Source organism: Streptosporangium sp. NPDC049078, from assembly GCF_040648855.1.
Lineage (GTDB): Bacteria > Actinomycetota > Actinomycetes > Streptosporangiales > Streptosporangiaceae > Streptosporangium.
On sequence record NZ_JBEZEL010000021.1, the window covers coordinates 88,535 to 107,786 of the forward strand.

Consider the following 19,252-nt stretch of genomic DNA (forward strand, 5'->3'; position numbering starts at 1 on the left):
TTCGCAAAAATAGGGCAGATGGAGCGGGAGGTATGAAGCAGTGAAGCGGTCATCGACGGGTGGGGCCGGAACCTCGGGGGGTGTCGGTCATGAGGATCGTTGCTTGGCCTGGTTCGCGGCGCACCTACTGACTGAGGACCGACTGCCTGGCTGGGCCTCCGGCCACCGCGTAGTCGGTGTTGGCAGCCAGACCGCCCGGCCCGTTGACGACGTCGGCGCCGTCACAGATGCGGGCGGCTGGCTGATGGTCCAGGCAAAGAAGAGGCTTCAGCTCGCCAGTGCTGAAGACGGCGCGCTGGCTGAAGCACTTCGGCAACTTGTAGACGCCGTGATCGATGAGGTTCCTAGCTCACCTCCGAACCAGCACTTGCTGCGGTCCCTTGACTGGAATATCGACCGGGTACTGCTGCTTGGTGACGAGCAGGCGCCGGTAACCGTCAGGGATTACCTAGCTAGGGTGATAGATCGCCTGCGTACCCATCCTGAGGCGGTTCCCTTGGAGGAAGCCGCTACCAACAAACCCGAGCGCGATGCCCTCGGCGTGCTTCTCACCCATCTGCGGCGGCTGTGGGAGGAACGCAAAGGCGGGCCAGCCGATGACACCGCCCTACGGCGGCTCCTCAGCCCTCTCGTCGTTCGAGCCTTGAACCTGCGCGACGATGGCCTCGAATACCAAACGGTTCAGGTGATGCTCAACGACATGCTGGTCGACCAGGACCAGGCGCGTGACCTCTGGGAGGCGCTGGTCGCCATCGGCCACGAACTCGGGGAAAGCCAAAGATGGATTGACCGCGACTCGCTAGTGGCCGAGCTTGAAGAACGACGCTTCCGCCTCAGGCCAGTAACCCGGTTGCGGAGAGACATCGCTGACCTACGGCAGACCACTAGAAACAACATCGCAGTGCTCGGGAGTGCGCTCACTCTCACGGCTCCCGAAGGAGACCTGACGCTTGAGCGAGAAGTTGGGCCGATCCTGCACGCTGCGGAGGGCAGCTTCGCGCTGACAGGTGAGCCTGGTACAGGCAAGACGGCACTGCTATGTCAGTTGGCCACTCATCTGGTCGATCAGGGAAACGACGTCGTCCTCCTGAGCGCTGAGCAGCTGCGAGCGTCCGCTGGCCAGACCCGTCTGGAGCTGAACCTTGAGCACGACATCAAGGACATCTTGCTGGGCTGGCCGGGCAGTCGTCCCGGCAGATTAATGCTGGATGGCCTGGACCAGACCCGTGGGGAGAATGCCTCTCAGTGGCTACCAACGCTGGCCCAGCAGCTTGCAGGCAGCCGCTGGGAGATCGTTGCCACTGTCAGGCGTTTTGACCTGCGCAACGGCCGTAAATGGCGTGCGATGTTCCGCGGCGCGCCCGTCGTCTCTGCTCATTTTGATTCCTCACTTCAGAGCGTCCGCCACTTTCTGGTCGAGGACCTGCTACCAGGGGAGCTAGAGAGCCTTCTGCAAGAGAGCCCCGCGCTTGCCGACCTCCTCCGAGCCGCCGGAAGCAGGTTGCAGCAGCTCTTGAGTAACCCGTTCAACTTGGACATCGCCTCGCAACTACTGGCTGACGGCGCCCTCCGCGAGCACGGCAGCATTCGCAACCGGCTTGACTTGCTCGACCAGTACTGGCGGGTTCGGGTAGTCGAAGGTGGTACGAATCCGTGGGAACGGGCTTCGGCACTCACACAGATCGTTGCCCAGATGATCGCTGATCGCCGACAGCAGGTCGCTCATCTGCCTGACGTCGACGCCGCTGCTTTGCAGGGTTTGGTGAGCGATGGCGTTCTCCGTGACTTGCCGCGGGCAATCGGCCAGCCGCAGCCGCCGATCGCATTCAGCCATCCAGTGCTTTTCGACTTTGCGGCCAGCATGTTGGCGCTCGGCGAGACCTCCCACGCAGAGAGTCTTGCAGAGGAGTTGGACGCTGAGCCCAACCTGGCCCTACTCCTGCGGCCCAGTATGGAATACCGGCTGGCTATCGCTTGGCGAAATGACCCGACAAGGCATGAATTCTGGCGGCTCGCCCTCAGGCTCAATGCGGAGACATCAGGGCATCACCTAGCCGCCGCTGCAGCGGCCACCGTATGTAGCCGCGAGCTTCTTTCATCTAATGAATTGGCTTCCCTTGCGGAGGCATGCTTGCGCCGTACCCCTGCCGTTGGAGCCCGCGAAAACTCGAGCTCCAACGCTTGCCGCATGGCTTTCTTGATCGCGGCTGCGATAGCCAACTCGGATTTGCAGCCCAGTCTATTTGGGGCATTCTCGCCATTTGTTGAAGACCTTGCGCGTGCGGCTCGTGCTACTGATGACGTCTCCCTTGCGCTGGACGCGGCTCAGCTGCTCAGGCGTGCGGCTGGCTCCGAAATGTCTCTGCCTAACATAGAAGCAAGAGATAATTGGGTGCAGGTTGTCGTTGACTGCATGGCTGTTGCCTTGGAGGATGTCAACGATCCTTCCCGAGCACGAATTGGAAAAATGCTATCGTGGCCTCTCGCTCGCGCGATCCTCCTCGATGGAACTGCTTGTGAGTCGATCGTACACGTCGTATTTTCGCATGAAGTGCTGCGAGCCTGGGGCTTCGATATGGCCAGAGTGCTTATCCAGTGCCTGCCGGATATCGCCAAGAGCAATGCAGAAATTGCTGTTGAGATCGCGGCAGCGCCCTGGGAGTATGAGGAAGATCGCCAGCAGGTTACCAGCATTACAGATAGTCAGATTCTTGGACTCACCAGCAATCTTCAGCAAGATCTGAATCATCTCCGCTGGAGTGTTTGCGAGAACCTTCCCAAGGTTGCATCTACCGATCTTGAGGCTGCCGTTCGGCTGCTAATACGGATTGCGGAAGTGCCGCGGATGTTCCAGTACGACCGCAGCACTGACACTGGCCGAAGGCCGCGCATTCGCTATGGCAATACTCTGCGCTACGCGGGAGGGCACTCCGAGCTGGAGAAGGCTGTCGACGCCGTCATCGTTGAGATTCAGGCGAAGGCTGAGCGTGTGAGCTCAGGGTTGACGAACGCTGAACAAAACGGAAGCGCCGACCAGCAGGAGCTTCGCCAGATTGTTCAGCTCTTGATCTCCACCTTGTCGCACGGCGAAGTCTGGCAGCGTCTCCTGATGCAGGCGGCCAACGCCGAGTCCTCGGCTCTCGCGCACCTACTTATTCCGACGCTGGAAGCCGGCATCTTCGAACGAGACCAGACGCGGGGCGCAGCTGGGCTCGTAGCCGCACGCCTATCTCCAGAACTTGACATTGCGATTCACCGCCGGATCGAGGCAGCGATCCTCAACGCCACGAGCCCAGAAGCCAGCGAGGTTGACGACCCCCGCAGGCAGGAATGGCAGCGCCGCCAACGCGATGCGCTTCTAGGCCCACTCGATCGTAGGAAGATCAGCGAGCCTGAAGCGCTCCAGCACCTTGAGGAGCTCGCCAACAGCGACCGAGATGACCAGCGGCTCCATCATGGTCGTGCGGACAGTGACCCTGTGGACGACTCCCTGTTCTGGATGGCAGAGGAGCCGCAGGATGACAAAGCTGACGACGGTAGCGTAAGTGGGAGTTCTTCTGCCGATGTTGCTGAAGCGCTCCAGAGAGCGAGCGACCATGACCCCGATATCCGTCGGATGGGATACGAGAAGCTTGCCGGAAGTTGGGCGGCTCTGCGACGGCAGCTCCAGACTGACGCATCTCAGACAGCCACAGAAGAAGACCGTTTCCTACTGGTCCAAGGGGCCCGGCAACTTGCGCATAGTGTGCTCGCTCGGCCCGGGCAGCCTTTGGGGTGCGATGTCCTGGCTGTTCTCCAAGCAGCGCTGCCATCTGCGACAAGTCCTCCACAACATGACGAAGTCGAATCTGGGTGGCGCGTCTGGAGCGCCACGATCACCGCAGAGGCCGTTGAGGGCATCACCACTCTCGCGGGGAGACCCGAATGGTTAGCTGAGCATCAGAACGAGTTATCGGAAGCTGTAACCCCCTTCCTTAACTCGCCCAATGCGCTCTACAGGATGCTCAGTGCGGAGGCAATTCCATTCCTTTTTGAGGAGAGGGCGGCACTTGAGGATCTCGAGGCGAGACTCTGCTCCGAAATGGATCCGCAGGTGCAGGCGATTTTGATTTCACTGCTCAGCAGGTATCGCCATGATTTCCCCCTCGAAGTTGATGAGATTCTTCGACGTATCGCCACCAAGTCTCAATGGGAAATTCTCGCGACAGACTCGACCGGTGACGCAAAAATCAGCGATGAAGGCTGCGCTGAGGTGGTCGTAAATCTGCTCGTTATTATGGCTACTCAATATGGGACCCCTTACGCCCACGGTACGCTGCAGGCTTGGCTATCCTCTCCGTTGGAAAATCCTCGCCGAGCGGAGCGGGTGCCGAGTTGGCTACGGCGCTTCCTAAATATAGAGGATACGAACTCCTCGGTATCGCAACAGCGGGCTTTTGCCTTGCTTAAACTTCCCCTGCAAGCAGTTGGAGAGGCGTGGGCCGACGAGAATGCGGCAGTCACACCAGATGCAGAGCGAGCGACGAATGCAGTTAAGGTCGCCGATGGCGTCGTTCAGAACATCTATTTCGCGAGTGGCGCAACCAATAGTGATAAAACTGGGGGAGAACGGGCCACATCGATAAAGAAAGCATTCGCCGAACATGCTTTTCCGCTATTGGAGGGCTACAGTCTCGTGCGCCACCCCAAAGTTACTCATCATATTATTCAAACGCTAGATCACATCAGCATTCATGCACCCGAGCGGGCGCTCCTGGGGGCAGTCCGAGCTGCCGGAGGTGACGCCAACTATGCGCGAGAACCATTGGCCCTTAGTGCGGTGCTTCAGCTTATACAACGCTACTTCGCTGATCACCGCGAGTTGATTGTCAGCAGTCCAAAGTGTATGACCGCGGTGAGAACGCTACTTGAAACGTTTGTCCGCCAGGGCTGGGATGAGGCTATCCAGTTCGCCGAACGCCTAGAGGACATGTTTCGCTGAAGCGGCAACCGTCCCAGCGTGCAACCGTGACACCGATGGGTAGCTTCCCTCCAGGGGTGTCACATGCCGCCACCGGCCCTGTCAGCGCCGCACGCGGTGATCACGCCGCCGTTTTGCTTCTGACCAGAAGGAACAGCTGCAGAGATGACAAGCCCCGCCCGCCGTTCTCCTGTGTTACAGCGGGAGTGCGGCGGACGGGGTTCGGTGGGTGAAGCATCGGCCTTATCCTTCGGTGAAGGAGGGCCAGCCTGGTATGAACAGGCTGGGCCTCCCCTAGGCGATAGCGACCACCCGGTCCTCCTGCGCGGTCTCGGTTTTGAGGGTGAGGTCGATGTCGGCCCACACGGTGTGGCCGAGCTGCGGGCTTCCATGGACGCCGATGGTCAGAGCGAGTGCCTCTACGAGAAGGATCCCGAACCCGCCCTCCACGAGCTTCCCGCCCGCCGAGGAGGTGAGGACGGGTCGTCCGGCTCCGCCGAGATCGGTGATGGCCAGGTACGCGAGGTCGTCCAGGACGACTTCGACGCCGAACCAGCCGTCGTCATGTCCGGAGACGGTGTGGAGTACGGCGTTGTTGCACAACTCCGCCGCGATCGTCCCCGCATCGTCGCTACGCGGGGTTCCGGCGAAGAGTCCTTCGACAAAGTGGCGGGCCTCGGACACCTGCTGACGGGTGCCGGGGAAGGTGCGTCGCCACACCATCGGCCCCGGCACTCGGAGCCATTCCTCAGGGCTGGCATAGCCCCACTTTCCTCGGTGCATCGCTGATCTACTTCCAGGATGGGTGTTCCGGCCGCCGGTTGGCGGCCGGTGATCACACGTGCGGTACGTGGCGGTATCGGGTACCAACTCGCCCATCAAGGTCAAGTTCAGTACACGGCTCCACCTCCCTACGTGTTTGAGGCGTTCGGGCATGTCACACAGCCTTCCGACACGGACGCCGCACTCCGGCGAGTGCCTGGTAGCGGCTGACCGGTGATGCGGTCCGCAGGTCCTGTGGAGGACCGGAGGCGTGCCAGCGGGTCATGAACGGAAGGAGGAGTGTCATGTCAGCGGCTCTACGTCGGCTGGGCCACCAGGCATAGCTTCCCCATAGCGAACGCACTTTCCGGCGCGTGCGTGCGAGCGCCATTCTGCGATCTCGTTAAGACCGGTCGCTTCGAGGTCAGCAGCTGTCAGCCCGAGGTAGGGGTTCGGCTGGATCAGGATCGTGAGGACTCCGGTCGCGGTGCGGTCGCCGGCCCAGGTCTGATCGGCGGGTGTGAAGTCGTCGTCGATCCAGACGAGTGGCTGATCGGTGAATACTTGGGTGATGGTGTCGCGTTTCCAGAGGTAGCCGTTGGGGTGGCTGGTGGTGAGCGGGAGGCGAGGCAGGTCGATGTGGTCCCAGGTCGGCAGGCCAAGAAGGCTGCCGACGAGGGGTGCGTCTGCACGCCAACTGGTGCACCACACGGGGGTGAGGGCGTAGCGGGTGGTCAGGTCGAGGATGAGGTGGCCGGTGGCGGGGTTGAGCCAGATCGCGACGGGCTCGCTGTAGCCGGTGGGGGTGACGTGGTGGGTGCGGAAGCCGTTGGGAATCTCCCCAGCGGGGCCGGGAAAGGGGATGTGGACGCCGTCGATGTCGCACAGAAGGTGCATTGGTCAGCTCCTGGTGTAGATGAGGACCAGGTCCGTGGTGTCGGTCGCGCGCAGGGTGAGGGCGAGTCGTCCGCCGTGGCGAAGGGCGCGGACGGTCGCGGTCAGGAGCGGGCGTAGGTCGGCGCGTTCGACAAACGAGAAGACGCCGAAGATCGAGAGGCAGAGGTCGATGGACTCGGGAGGGCGGGATCGGAGGTAGGTGGCTGCGTCTGTCCGGATGAAGGCGAGACGGGGAAGACCTGCGTAGAGGGTCCGGGCACGCTGGATTTTGAGAGGGTCGTGGTCGATGCCGACCCCCTCGGCGTGGTGATGGATGGTGAGGTGGGCGAGGTTGTGTCCGCTGCCGCAGCCGAGTTCGACAACCCGCCTGCCTATCAGATCGCCGAAGACCGTGGGTGGAGGGCCGATTCCTGCGCCTCGGGTCCACTCGAACCGGTCGCTGACGGTCAGGCTCGCAGGAGAAGTGCGGCTTCGCTGAGGTGGCGGGAGATCGCGGAGATCCATGCGTCTTCGGCTCCTTCGGCCCACCCGATCGTGAGCTGGTGGGTGAACCAGTCGGCCACCCAGACCCGGTGCCAGCCGAGCGCCCAGCGGGCGGAACTCAACCCGCCTCTTGAGGCCGCCGCTTCCTCGGGACCGTCGGCGGCGACGTAGGAGGTGATGAGCTCGTTGAGCTTGCCGGTGTCGGGAGCATCGATCGTGCCGTGCCAGGACGCCAGGTCGAGCAGCCCGGGACCGTGGAACGCCCGCGCGAAGTCCAGAAGGTGCGTCTCGGTCTCCGTGAGATGCACGGAGGTCGGATGCCATTCGGAGTGGCACAGCCCGAACGGCGGAAGATCGGCTCCGACGGAGCGGGCATCGGCGACCTTCGCCAGGCCGCGAGCGCTCTCGGTGAGTGCGCCGAGGTCACGTCCGGGGCCGTCGAGGTGAGCGAGGCGTGCACGGATCTGCTCGGGCATCGCGGCCAGGCACACTCCGTCCATGGTCGGCAAGTCTTTGGTGTCGCAGATGGCATGAACGCGAACAGCCAGAGCAGCACCTTCGGCGTCGGTTGCCTGCCGACCGGCCGTGCCGAGGTCGGTCAGTAGCATTCCGAGCAATCCAGGTGTTCGGTCGACCGCCAGGCGGGCCGGGACCGGCAACCTGCCCGTCTCGGCAACCGCCAAGGCGTGGTCTTCGGCGGCGAAGGGGCCTTCGGCGTACTTGAACACCACCGAGGTGCCGTCAGCCAGGTGAAGCCGTTCCACGCCCGAACGTGCCCAGACGCGGATCTCCTCGCGTTCGGCCGGCCCTTGCCCGAGGTTGTCCAGCAGTCGGGCGAGCAGAGCGTTCACCGCGATGGTGTCCAATGTCCTGGCCTTCCTTATCGATCGGTGGTCGGGATGCGGCAGGCTTCGACGGCCGCGATCCAGCTGTCCTTCATCGTGGCCAGCTCGCTGCGGAACTTCTCCAGCGGAGCGCCGTAAGGGACGACCGCGCCGCCGGTCTGGTTTGGGACGGACTGGCATCCATGGACGAGACGGCCGCCGAGAGCGGTGTGGGCGCGCACGAGCTCCAGACGGCGGGTCTCGTTGAACCAGCCGCCGTGGTAGACCTCGTCCAGCAGGTCACCCTCGGCGTCGGTGAGGTCGAACACCGCGCGGGTGGTGGAGTTGAAGAACCAGGCAGGTCCGATGTTGGAGATCTCGCCGGTCAGCTCGACCTTGTTGAGCGCCATGAACGTGCCTGCCTGCCGGAGCATCATCAGATGCTTCTCGGTGATCTCCGGCATACCGAGATCGGCCAGATGCTCGGCGCGGAACACGTACCGGTACACCTCCCACCCGATCTGCAGGACGGTCGCTGCGTCGCTGGTCGGCGTGGCGTTGGCGCGGATGTAGTCCAGCGCGAGCTGCTCCAACGAGGTGTTCGGGGTCTCGTGAGCGTCGAGCATGTCGCGCCGCACCTGCTGCCAGGGGATGACGAGCCAGGTGTGGTTGGTGAACTTGAAGAAATACTCCTCAGGGTCGAGGGTGACACGGTGGCCGTCCACGGTGATGCCGGGGATACGGTTCCAGCGCGGATCGAACACCTCGGGCAGCTCGACGCTGATCTTGTCGTGGGTGGCAGTGGACATTTCGTTCTCCGTTCGAGAGGACAGGCAGCGGCACCCGTGCTGGACCTCAGGAAAGAGGTTTTTTCACGCTCCGCGTTCGGGTTCCCACTAAGAGTGGCCGTCTGGGCTCGAGGCGGCTATGGTCAATGGCGTCGCAGAACGTTTAATCGGTTTATCCGTAGGGAGTTCCGATGGCGAGGTACTCCGGCCAGCGTTCCCCCAACGACCTGCTGCGGGAGATGATCGCGGCTTCGGGCTTGAGCTACGAGGGCGTGGCGCGCGCCGTTGTGCGCGTCGCTGCGGAGAACGGAGAAGTTCTGCGGACGAACAAGTCCGCCATCGCGCATTGGGTTGCGGGCGTTGAACCGAATGAACGAACTGTCGGCTACCTCGTCGAGGCACTCTCGCGCCGCGCCGGACGTCCGGTGACGAAGCTGCAGCTCGGTTTCCAGACCGACGAGTCGCCGATGCTGGAAGGCGCGCACCCCGTCGAAACCGCGAGCATGCTCAGCCGGGTCGATATCGAGAACAGAAGCTTCCTCGCCACCGCCGTCTACACCACGTACCAGGTGAGTCTGCCTCTCGGCTACGACTCAGAGGCGGTGAGCAGGCTCCTGCGCGCACGGACCGGCAGCGCGCGAGTCGGTGCCAGAGAAGTGGCCGTCGTCCGGCAGATCACCAAAGCGTTCGGCGCGGCCGATGAGCGCCTCGGCGGGGGCCACGGCCTCACTACCGTTGCCGCCTACCTGGCCGATACCGTCGCCCCCATGCTGTCCGGCCGCTTCGCCGACGAAGCGACACGTCGCGACGCGTTCGGTGCCACTGCCGAGCTCGCCTGGCTGCTTGGCTGGAAGCATCACGACCTCGGGCATGAAGGCGCGGCCCAGCGGTACTACCTCACCGGCTTCCAACTCGCCGTCGAGGCCGACCCGGGTGCCCACGCCGCCTGGATGATGCGCGCGATCGCCCACCAAGCGCTCAGTCTGAAGGAACATCAGCACAGCCGGGACCTCATCGAAGCCGCCCTCAAACGCGCTGAAGGTCGCTGTGACGGTGCCACCGAAGCGCTTCTGCACATCACGCACGCCCGTTCCCACGCCGCTCTCGGTGAGAAGGTCGGAGCAGCGAGAGCGCTTCTCGCGGCCGAGGACGCCCTCTCCCGACCAGGCGATCCACAGCCTTCGTACTCGCTCCTCATGGGACCCGCCTCCGGCACCGTCGACTCCCATACCGCCAGGACGCTCACCGAAATCGGCGACCATGTGGGCACCGAGGCCCGACACCGGGCGGCCTTCACATCCTGGGACCCCATCGCTTTTCCCCGCGTCCACCTGCTCACCCACATGGATCTCGGGGACTGCCTTGCCGCTCAGGTAAGAGCCGACGAGGCGATCGGAGCCTGGAACCAGGCACTCGATCTCGCCGAAGGAATGGCGTCAGGCCGGAGCAGAACCGCCCTGGCGAGCATCCGACCGACCCTCGCCGTGTACAAGCGCAGAGGCGTCCCCGGCGCAGCCCTGCTGGAACAGCGCATCCGGCACGCGGCCACCGCCACGTGAAAGGATCGTGTCCATGCCCACGCCCGGCACCGCCCTGCCCCCCGCGCTCGAAGCACACACCCTCCTCGTCGCCGCCGTCATCGTCCACGACCAAACGCGGCAACGAGTCCTCCTCATACAGCGAGCGGCCGGAGCGAAGTTCGCCCCCAACCACTGGGACCTTCCCGTCGGCAAGGCGAGCAAGGGCGAAGTGATCACCCAAACCGCGGTCCGCGAGCTGAAAGAGGAGACCGGACTGGTCGTAGACCCCGCCGACCTGCGAGTAGCCGGTCTCATCCACTGCTCCTGGGGTGTCGAGGCACCGAACGGCTTCGTCACCGTTGTCTTCGTCGCGGACACCTGGAGCGGCACCCCGGTCAACGCCGAACCTCGCAAACACGCACGCGTCGCCTGGCACCCGGCAGACCGGATACCCCAGGCATTCGTGTCCACCACTCGCACCGCGCTGATCAACTATCTGACAGGCGGCCCCATGGTGACCACCGAGGGATTCTGATCCCCAGCGGTATCTCCCTCGGTCACAGGCCACCACTTACCGGAACGGTGACGCCTCCGCGTGCTGTCGGGACGGCGCGGAGGCCCGAGTGTTCAGTGGTTGCCTCGTGAGGGGATGGACCTGATGATTGAGTGTGTTCTGGGCGTCCGAATATCAATGCTGGACATAAACCAATCTAAAAGGTAGGAATAGTATGAAAAATCTCGCGCATCTTGAGGAGCAGCCGTGGCAGCCAAAGTGATCGACGTGGCCGCGTACGTCCAGGAATGGCAGGACTGGCACCACCGGCACGAGAGAGCGCTGGCCGATCCCCACGGGTTCCTCGCCGTCACGAACCTGCACTGGCTGACGCCTGAACCGCAGCGCCTACCGGATGCCCCAGGAGAGTGGTCGACCGGCGGCGAGGGCGTAGTTGTGACCCTCGGCGACGCGGAGGAACTGGTCGTGGACGGCACGCCTGTGCGTGGCCGGTACGTGTTCGGCCACATCCCCGAACGCGCTTCGATCAATGCCGCCTGGGGTGAAGCGGTGATCGAGGTGGCCAAGCGGGGCGGGCATGACATCGTCAGGCCCAGACACCCGGATCACCCGCTGCGTGTCGCGTTCGCCGGCACTCCGGTGTTCCCTCCGGACCCGCGATGGTTGGTCGTCGGCCGCTACCTGCCGTTCGACGAGCCCCGGCCGACGGACGTCGGGGCGGCGGTGGAAGGGCTGAGGCACGTCTACGACGCGCCAGGGCGGGTCGAGTTCGAACTCGACGGGCAGACGCTGAGCCTGACGGTGTTCAACGGTCACGCGCCGGGCAGCTTGATCGCCCTGTTCACCGATGCGACCTCCGGCGTGACCACCTACGCCGCCAACCGCGTCCTGCAGCTCGGGGTGCCCGATGCCGACAACCAGGTGACCGTGGACTTCAACCGGGCCACGAACCTGCCGTGCGCCTACACCGACCTCGCCACCTGCCCGCTGCCGCCGGAGGAGAACCGGCTGCCGGTCGCGATCGAGGCAGGCGAGAAGATCCCTTACGAGCGCGGCTGACGTCCAGACGAGCGCGCCCGTGGCCTGCGTGTCACCCGTGTCACCGGCGCCTCCGCGTCCTGTGTCACCGGAACGGCGACGCCTCCGCGTGCCGTCAGGGCGGCGCGGAGGCGAGAGGGCGGCCGCCCGTTACCCGCACAGGGTGGTGTCGAGAGCCTTGATGACCTTCAGGGGGCCGGCCTCGCTGCTGGGCAGGGCGGTGACCGCGAGCGCGGACGCCCGGCCGTCGGTGGTGGCGGCGTTGCGGGTCTCGTAGCCGTCGATGTCGCCGCCGTGGCCCCATCCGGTGTCGCCGCAGCTCAGCTTCATCTTGACCACGCCGAGCCCGTACCGCCAGCCCTCGGGGAGCCCAGGGGCCTTCACCGTCTTCTTCATCTCCGCCAGTTGCGCGGACTTGAGCAGTTTGCCGTCCAGGAGGGCGAGGAAGAAGGTGTTGAGGTCGTCCGGGGTGCCGATGAGCTGGCCGGCCGCGCCGCCCCAGGACGGGTCCATCGTGGTGACGTCGACGAACTCGCCCTTGGGCCCGCTCACCGTGTAACCGCGGGGGTGCGGGCCCTTGACGGTCTGGTCGCCGACGCCTGGCCAGTAGGTGTCACGCAACCCGGCACGGTCGATGACCCGCTTGGTGACTTCTTCGGCGATCGGCCGGCCGGTGACCTTCTGCACGATCAGGCCGAGCAGCAGGTAGCCGGTGTTGCTGTACTCCCAGCTCTTGCCCGGCCTGAACGACGCCTTGTGGCGCAGCGCCACGTCGATCATGTCCCTGGCCTCGACATAGCGATGCTGGATCTTGGAAAAGTCCCCGTGCATGTAGCGGGTGTAGTTGGGCAGGCCGCTGGTGTGCTGGAGAAGCTGGCGGACGGTGATCTTACGTCCGTCGCCGGCCTTGCCGCGGATCATCCCGGGCAGGTACTTCTCGATCGGCCCGTCCAGCTTGATCCTGCCCTCGCCGACGAGCTGCAGCACGACGGTGGCGACGAACGGCTTGGTGTTGCTACCGATGCGCACCCGGCCGTCGGCCGGCACCTCCTCCCGGGTCTTCAGGTTCCCGACGCCCGCGGTGTAGCGGGTGACGCGACCCTCGCGGTCACGTACCGAGGCGAGCGCGCCGGGAAACTCCTTGCCGATCAGCCCGTCAAGTGACTTCTGCACGCCGTCGTCGAAACCGGCGGTCGCCGACGCCTTTGTCGAGGCCGAGGCGGCGACCGGCGCGGCGACGGCGCCGACGGCGATCAGCGTGGCGAGCCCGCAGGCGAGGAGGCGGGAGCGGGGAGAGGAGGGCTTGTACACCGGAACTCCTTGTTCGAGGGTCACTTACCGACCCCTGAAGCATGTCGCGGGGGAGATCATCGCTTCGATCCCGCGAGCTGGACACTCCTGGTACAGCTGGTACTACCTCATGGCCCGTTCCGCGACCGCGGCGTCCATCCGCGCAATGCTCGCCGCGGCTCCGTTCTGGCGAGGTCTGCCGAGTCGTCGAGCACGGCATCGCTCGGCCGCAGGCTTCTGAACGTCTGCGTACTCACCGGGAGCGGCGTGCCGTCCACCTTGGGCGCGCAATCGGTTGTTCCCGTCCCGGCTCGGCGTTCGTTCGAACGACGCCCACGCGGAAAACGATCGCGGGAACGACTCTGGATATGGGGAAAGGTCGTGCCGAGGGCGCGGTCGTCGCGCCCGCGCTCCGCGGCCCCGGTTGTCGGCGAAAGCAGGCCGATATCGCGGATCGGCTGATTACGATGGTTCGATGACCGAACGTCGAGCGCTGCTCATCGGTGTCCCGGAATGCGATGACACGACTTTCTCGTCCATTTCCCAGGTGGTGCGGAACGATATCCAGAAAATGCACTCGGCGCTGGCTTCTTCTGCCTACTCGATCGATTCGATCGGTAACGACGGACAGGACCCGAGCGGAAGCCGCATTCGCGCCGCCATCAGGAAGGCGTGCGCCGGGGCTCCGGAGCGGAGCGTTCTGCTCCTTTACTTCTCCGGCCACGGCATCAGCATCAACGGCGTCGACTACCTGGTTCCCAGCGACGCGTACCGGGAGAACGGCGTGCTCGTCCCGGAGAGTCTCGTGCCGGTGATTCCCGACCTCAGCAAGTGCCGTGCCAAGCTGGTCGTCTTTTTCGTCGACGCCTGTCGTGACGACCCGGCCGGGCGGCCGTCCGAGGGGGCCTGGGGCGGCGTCTTGCACTATCCGGCCGGTGGTTCCCAGGTGATGGTCGCGGGGTGCGAGCCCGGACAGTTCTGCCGCTACGGCGAGGATGGCAGCGTCTTCACCCGGACACTCGCCAAGGTGCTCGACCGGCGCAATCCGGCCCGGACGCTCAGCGCGGTGCTGGCCGAGGTGAGAAAGGAGATGAGCCGGACGACCGGCCTCGGCGACGACCGCGTCCAGCTTCCGAACGCCTATCCGAAGGTTATGGCGCGCCATTCGGCCGACACGGTGATCTGTGAGGGCGATCAACTGGTCTCGGCGTGGCGTCGCGCCGCGGCCGGCAACGAACTCTGGAACCTGGCCGCCGATGCCTCCGAGTCGTTGCGGGAGAAGGTGGCGGCCCTCGCGGAGGACTGCGCCAGAAAACATCTCGAGGTCGCCGACCACCTCCGTGAGAAGACCGGAATGGTGGACCACTGGTTCGACCCGAACTATCCGGAGCGGGTCATCGACTTCACCGCGCAGCTCTTCGGGGAACACGTGCCGGTTAGGCCCGAAGAAGCAGCGGCGTTGATCGCCGCCCCTTTTCTGCGGGAAACGGTGCTCGCCGAGGGAGTGTGGCTGGCGGCCCGCATTCGGCCCGGCGATTTCAAGCGCAGCTATGAGACTGGCGAGCGCACCGACCTCGAACTCACTCATGAGATGTATCCGCAGGTGATCCGGCGCGCGGAAGGGCTCGCGCGCCGTGGTCAACAAGAGGCCGCGGAGACGCTCGTCATGTGGCTGGTCCACCGCTGGCTCACAGAGGTGGACGGCCTGTGGAAGTGCGATCGGTCAGAGCGGTTCATCGAGCGGGGAGCGTCCCTGCTGTCCAGTGCCGTCTCGGAGCTCAGCCTGCGCGAGTGCCGACGGCTGATGGAAACCCTCATGCGTGCGGTCGCCGCAGCGCCGGTCGACCCGAAGCTCGAAGACAGGATCGGGCTGCTGCCGGAGAGCTGGCGCGGGCATGTCGGAGTGCTCTGGCTAGCGGGGACGCTGGCCGCAGACCCCCGGCGAATGCCGACGGTGATCGCCGATCACATCGGCACCGGGCTGGAGTTGCCACTAACCTCGGTCAAAAACGCCGCCGAGCTTCTCCGCATCCAGCGGCGCAAGAGCGCTCTCGACCTCAGCCTGATCTGCGAGCACCCGGCCCAGCACGCCGCGTTCGAGGCGGTGGCCGTCGCGGCCCAGCACATCCTCGGGCGCCTCCGCTGTCTGAGCCATCTGGGGCCGGTCGAGGACGCGCTTCCGGTACGGATCACCCATGAGGGGGTGCGGGCCGATCGGCCTAGCGCTGACGGCGCTCCCGTCTACCAGGTGCCGCTCACCCGGTTCAGGCTCTCCGAGGACAAGATCCGGGAATTGCTGATGGGTCGCCAGCTCTACGATGACCCGTCGCTGGCCATCCGCGAGCTCTACCAGAACGCCCTGGACGCCTGCAGATACCGCGACACCCGGCTCGAGGGGCTGCGTAGACGCGGTAGGCGACCGGCGGTGTGGGAGGGAGCGGTGACCTTCCGGCAGGGCTTCGAGGACGGCCGCGAGTACGTCGAGTGTGAGGACAACGGTGTCGGCATGGGCCGGGAGGTTCTGGAGCAGGTCTTCGCCCACGCAGGGGAGCGCTTCGTCCACCTACAGGAGTACCGCGCCGAGCACGCGCTCTGGCAGGAACTTGACCCGCCGCTGCGGATGGTGTCCAACAGCCAGTTCGGCGTCGGCGTCTTTAGCTATTTCATGATCGCGGATGAGATCCTGCTGGTCACCCGGCCGGTGGATCAACAGGGTATTCCCTCCCCCGAGGGATTCACTGTTCAGATCGCCAGCAGCGGCAGCCTCATGCAGGTGACCCCGTCGGAGGAGATGCTGGGCGGCGGCACCCGGATCCGGCTCTACCTGACCGGCGACGAGGAAGAGGAAAAGGTCTCCGTCCTGCAGACGCTGCGCCGGCTGCTGTGGATCGCTGAGTATCGGGTGGTGGCCTCGGAGCATGACTCGGCCCCTGAGGAGTGGTCACCCAGGAAGCTCCGTTACCAGGACGAGTCCGCCGAGTCGCTCGAATACGACCGTGACCTGTGGTGGGTGTCCGGCGAAGGCGGGCTCGCGGCCGACGGCCTGCGGACCAACGAGGAGATATACGGACTCGTCGTCAACCTTCGTGACGAGCACCGCCCGCAGTTCACCGTCGATCGTAAGAAGCTCCGCACCTGGCACGAGCAGTGGGTCAACGAGAGGATTGACAAGTCACTGCCGATGCTCATGGACTGGCCGGGACTGTCGCTGTCCTGGTTGTGGGATGTCACGAAATCGACGCCGGAGGTGGCCCAGCGGGTCTTCGATCACCTGGTGAGGAGCGGGACCGAGATCCAGGCCGGTGGCGGCTGGGGGCAGGGCACGACGGTCCCGGCGGCACAAGTCGGTTGTGTGCCCGAGGACAGGGAACTGTTCGACCCGAAGAACTGGTACTCCTTCTACGCGGGCTGGTTCATGACCTGGCGGTCCGGTGTCTGGAAGCGCCTTGTCGGCGGCCAGCGTACTTTCAGGCGCATCCCGAGCGCCCTGTCCGTCGAGGGGTTTCCAGTCGCGGGCCCCATCGACGGTGCCCTTCTGAGCAGGCTGAACTGGAGCACCTACGACACCCCGGTTCCCGTGGAGGAGATCATTCTCGCGACCGCGCATCCGAAACAGCGGATGTCGGATCTGCTGCGGCGAATGCGCAGGTTCGCGATCACCGGTCTGGACCTACGTCATCTTCGCTGCTGTCCGCCTGTGTCCCGAACGTTCAAGGAGGAGGACACGCCGCTCGCCGGCGCGTTGGCGGCATGGACCCTGCTGGGCCTTTCCCGCGCGCCGATCGTCGCCGGGTGGCTCGTGAGGGCGTCCGCTCACCTGGACCAGCCGTTGAAGGAGGTTCTGCGGAGAGCCGCCGAGATCGCACCCCCCGGCTGGTCCGCGCCCGAACTGGATCTGGCGAGGTTGGGTGACGAGATATGCACGACGGCGGAGACTAAGCTCGTCTCGCGGCGTCTCAACGGCAGAGCGCCGTGGATCGAGGGGGAGCTCTCGCCCGACCACATCGCGCATGCGGCGGGCGAACTCGGGCGCGACATCTCGCAGATCCTTCAGATGTGCGACCGGCTCGGACCGCTCGGCGTCACGGTGGCGGGCCGCGACCGCTATCCGGAGACCTGCGAGCGGGTGGAGGCGGAGGCGCTGCGGCACCTCCAGTACGTCGGAGACCGGTTGACCCCGATCAAGCTTATGAACGTCGCGGGAGTGGCCGGAATGAGCGTCCAGGAGGCCAGGTCGGCACTCGCCTCGCTGGAGGAGCGAGGACTCCTCCGGCTCCCGGAGATTCCTGCCGAGGTGGACCTGACACTCGACGCCGACGTGATCGGGTTCATCAACTCGACGATGCGGGTGGTTCGCGGTTCGACCCGGCGACAGGATTTCGTTCTCCGGGAGCCGTGCCTGGCGGTGGCCGGGGCGCTGTCCGGCCGGTACTGGCGGCGAGGCCCGGTCGGCCCGATCAAGGATCTCGTTCCTTTCACCGCCCCGGAGACGGAGATCACCCATGTCGATATCATCTGTCTCGCCACGATGATCTATGGGTCGATCGGCGATGCGCGGCGTGCCTTCTCCGAGGCCTATCCCGATGTGCCCCTTCCCGAGGCGGATCGCAGTTGTGACGACCTGCAACCCTGGGTGCTCTCGGCCTACCTAATCACTCCGCTCTGGAGCTGGGCCCGGCCGGACTGGAGCCTGAGCGCGGGGCACATCGTCAACGGTGCGATGGATCTCGGCGTCACCGTCGGGGAGTTCCTGGCACTCCTGGCCCCCTACCGCCAGTTCGGTGCCCCGATACCCGACCTCGAGCCGGAGGCGTCCGCCGAACTGGCCGACTGGCATCCCGATCCGTATGACGTCGACATGCTCACGATCCTCGATGTGGAAACGGTGTACTTCGACGACATCGGCTACCTGGCAGAGATCGACGCGCTGCGGCTGGTGCAGATCGCGGGGCGGCTCGGGATGACCTTGACCGATGCGCATCAGCGGCTCAGCAAGATGGTCCCCCTCGGCCTGCGGCTCGACTACGCAGCCGAGGCCGTCCCCGAAGGAATCGTGTGGTGGTACGACCTGCTGTTGCTGACCGTCTACCTGGACGGGCAGGCGCCCGCGGTGAGCGGTCGCGTCGATCAGGAGCATCTGCGGCGGGTCGCGGAGGAGACCGGAGAGTCGGTCGGGTGGCTGTCCGACAGATTGAGGATCTACGCGCCGTTGTTCTCGCTCACCCTGCCCGAGGAGTCCGTTGATGGCTAAGCATCGTCCTGTCCCGTTCACGGAGGCCGAGTTCGACGGGCAGATCACCTTCACCGTCGCGGAGATCGACAAAGGGCTGGTCGTCACGGGGAACTGCCCAGGATGCGGGGCGCGGACCTCGACGACGTTCTCGCATGGGACGCCACAGGGGACCAAGGGGGGCCTCCGGCGGAAGCCGCCGGTGCGAGCCACGAAGGTCACCGTTTACTGCGAATGCGGTTATCCGCATCCGGAACGGCCGCCCGAGGTACCGGACACCGGGTGCGGGGCGTACTGGTCGGTTGACATCGGATGAGCATCGAGCGGAAGCGCTGGGCGCAGCGCGCCCAGGCACTACGGTTCGAGCAGCTCACGATTGTTCGGAAGCAGGCCGAGGGCTGGCGGATCGGGCTTAGCGGGTTGACCGCGTTGCTGAGCGCCGTGCTGCTGGTCAAAGGCCGCGACACGGTGACCGGCCTGGAAGACTGGGCCAAGGTAACGGTCGCCATCCTGTTGACCGCCGCGTTCGCGGCGCTGGTCGCGGCGACCATGCTCGCGATCAGGGCCGCCTCAGGGACACCCGGTTCGGAGATCCTGCTGACGGGCGAGGATCTCCAGGAGTGGACGCGGCACGAGGTGCGAGCCGTCGGCCAGCGGATACGTGGTGCGGCGGCCTTGACCGTTCTGGCGCTGGCCATGCTGGTGACCGCGCTGGGGTTTACCTGGTTCGGGCCCGATGCCAAGGCCGCCAAATCGATGGTCGAGGTCGTCGGCCCGGCGGGAAGACTCTGCGGGGAACTGATCGGGAGCGCCGATGGCGAGCTGATCATCAAGGAGAGGGGGCTACGGCGCGTGACGTTGAGCCGGGTGATCTCCGTCAGCCCGGTCGAGAAATGCGAATAGAGATCCTAGAGGAACAGACGTCCTAGAGTACGGAGAACGCCCG

General features: G+C 65.0%; 13 protein-coding genes. 7 read left to right on the top strand and 6 right to left on the bottom strand.

The window, feature by feature from the left end; genetic code table 11:
* Positions 1-244: 244 nt before the first annotated feature.
* A complete protein-coding gene (locus AB0B90_RS31635; protein ID WP_362926124.1) occupies positions 245-4,981 on the top strand; it encodes an ATP-binding protein in 4,737 nt (1,578 codons plus the stop codon).
* Positions 4,982-5,254: 273 nt separating this feature from the next.
* On the opposite strand, the gene AB0B90_RS31640 is transcribed toward AB0B90_RS31635, so the two are convergent.
* From AB0B90_RS31640 to AB0B90_RS31660, 5 genes are all read right to left on the bottom strand, one after another.
* Positions 5,255-5,743, bottom strand: coding sequence for an ATP-binding protein (locus tag AB0B90_RS31640; protein ID WP_362926125.1), 489 nt, complete (start codon positions 5,741-5,743; stop codon positions 5,255-5,257).
* A 282-nt stretch (positions 5,744-6,025) separates the two neighbouring features.
* Entirely contained in the window at positions 6,026-6,619 is a 594-nt protein-coding gene (locus AB0B90_RS31645; RefSeq protein WP_362926126.1) for a hypothetical protein, read from the bottom strand.
* A gap of 3 nt (positions 6,620-6,622) precedes the next feature.
* Positions 6,623-7,123 carry a class I SAM-dependent methyltransferase gene (locus AB0B90_RS31650; protein WP_362926127.1) on the bottom strand — a complete coding sequence of 167 codons (501 nt, stop codon included), beginning with the start codon at positions 7,121-7,123 and terminating at the stop codon, positions 6,623-6,625.
* Positions 7,066-7,968, bottom strand: a complete 903-nt coding sequence (locus tag AB0B90_RS31655) for a hypothetical protein (protein WP_362926128.1) — start codon at positions 7,966-7,968, stop codon at positions 7,066-7,068. Before AB0B90_RS31655 ends, AB0B90_RS31650 begins: the two co-directional genes overlap by 58 nt.
* A gap of 14 nt (positions 7,969-7,982) precedes the next feature.
* Positions 7,983-8,735 carry a hypothetical protein gene (locus AB0B90_RS31660; RefSeq protein ID WP_362926129.1) on the bottom strand — a complete coding sequence of 251 codons (753 nt, stop codon included), beginning with the start codon at positions 8,733-8,735 and terminating at the stop codon, positions 7,983-7,985.
* A 170-nt stretch (positions 8,736-8,905) separates the two neighbouring features.
* On the opposite strand from AB0B90_RS31660, the gene AB0B90_RS31665 reads away from it, so the two are divergent.
* From AB0B90_RS31665 to AB0B90_RS31675, 3 genes are all read left to right on the top strand, one after another.
* Positions 8,906-10,273, top strand: coding sequence for a tetratricopeptide repeat protein (locus AB0B90_RS31665; protein WP_362926130.1), 1,368 nt, complete (start codon positions 8,906-8,908; stop codon positions 10,271-10,273).
* A gap of 13 nt (positions 10,274-10,286) precedes the next feature.
* Positions 10,287-10,769: an NUDIX domain-containing protein gene (locus AB0B90_RS31670; RefSeq protein ID WP_362926131.1), complete on the top strand. Its 483-nt coding sequence runs from the start codon at positions 10,287-10,289 to the stop codon at positions 10,767-10,769.
* Between the two features lie 225 nt (positions 10,770-10,994).
* Complete coding sequence (locus AB0B90_RS31675) at positions 10,995-11,807, top strand: DUF1684 domain-containing protein (RefSeq protein ID WP_362926132.1); 813 nt, start codon at positions 10,995-10,997, stop codon at positions 11,805-11,807.
* Positions 11,808-11,936: 129 nt separating this feature from the next.
* On the opposite strand, the gene AB0B90_RS31680 is transcribed toward AB0B90_RS31675, so the two are convergent.
* A complete protein-coding gene (locus AB0B90_RS31680; RefSeq protein ID WP_362926133.1) occupies positions 11,937-13,097 on the bottom strand; it encodes a serine hydrolase domain-containing protein in 1,161 nt (386 codons plus the stop codon).
* Between the two features lie 454 nt (positions 13,098-13,551).
* On the opposite strand from AB0B90_RS31680, the gene AB0B90_RS31685 reads away from it, so the two are divergent.
* Genes AB0B90_RS31685 through AB0B90_RS31695 form a run of 3 tightly spaced genes read left to right on the top strand, consistent with a single transcriptional unit; the run spans position 13,552 to position 19,209 of the window.
* Positions 13,552-18,327 carry a caspase family protein gene (locus AB0B90_RS31685; RefSeq protein WP_362926134.1) on the top strand — a complete coding sequence of 1,592 codons (4,776 nt, stop codon included), beginning with the start codon at positions 13,552-13,554 and terminating at the stop codon, positions 18,325-18,327.
* On the top strand, positions 18,320-18,622 hold the full coding sequence (locus AB0B90_RS31690) for a hypothetical protein (protein ID WP_362926135.1): 303 nt from the start codon (positions 18,320-18,322) through the stop codon (positions 18,620-18,622). The genes AB0B90_RS31685 and AB0B90_RS31690 overlap by 8 nt, the downstream gene beginning before the upstream one ends.
* Positions 18,619-19,209, top strand: a complete 591-nt coding sequence (locus AB0B90_RS31695; RefSeq protein WP_362926136.1) for a hypothetical protein — start codon at positions 18,619-18,621, stop codon at positions 19,207-19,209. The genes AB0B90_RS31690 and AB0B90_RS31695 overlap by 4 nt, the downstream gene beginning before the upstream one ends.
* Positions 19,210-19,252 lie beyond the last annotated feature (43 nt).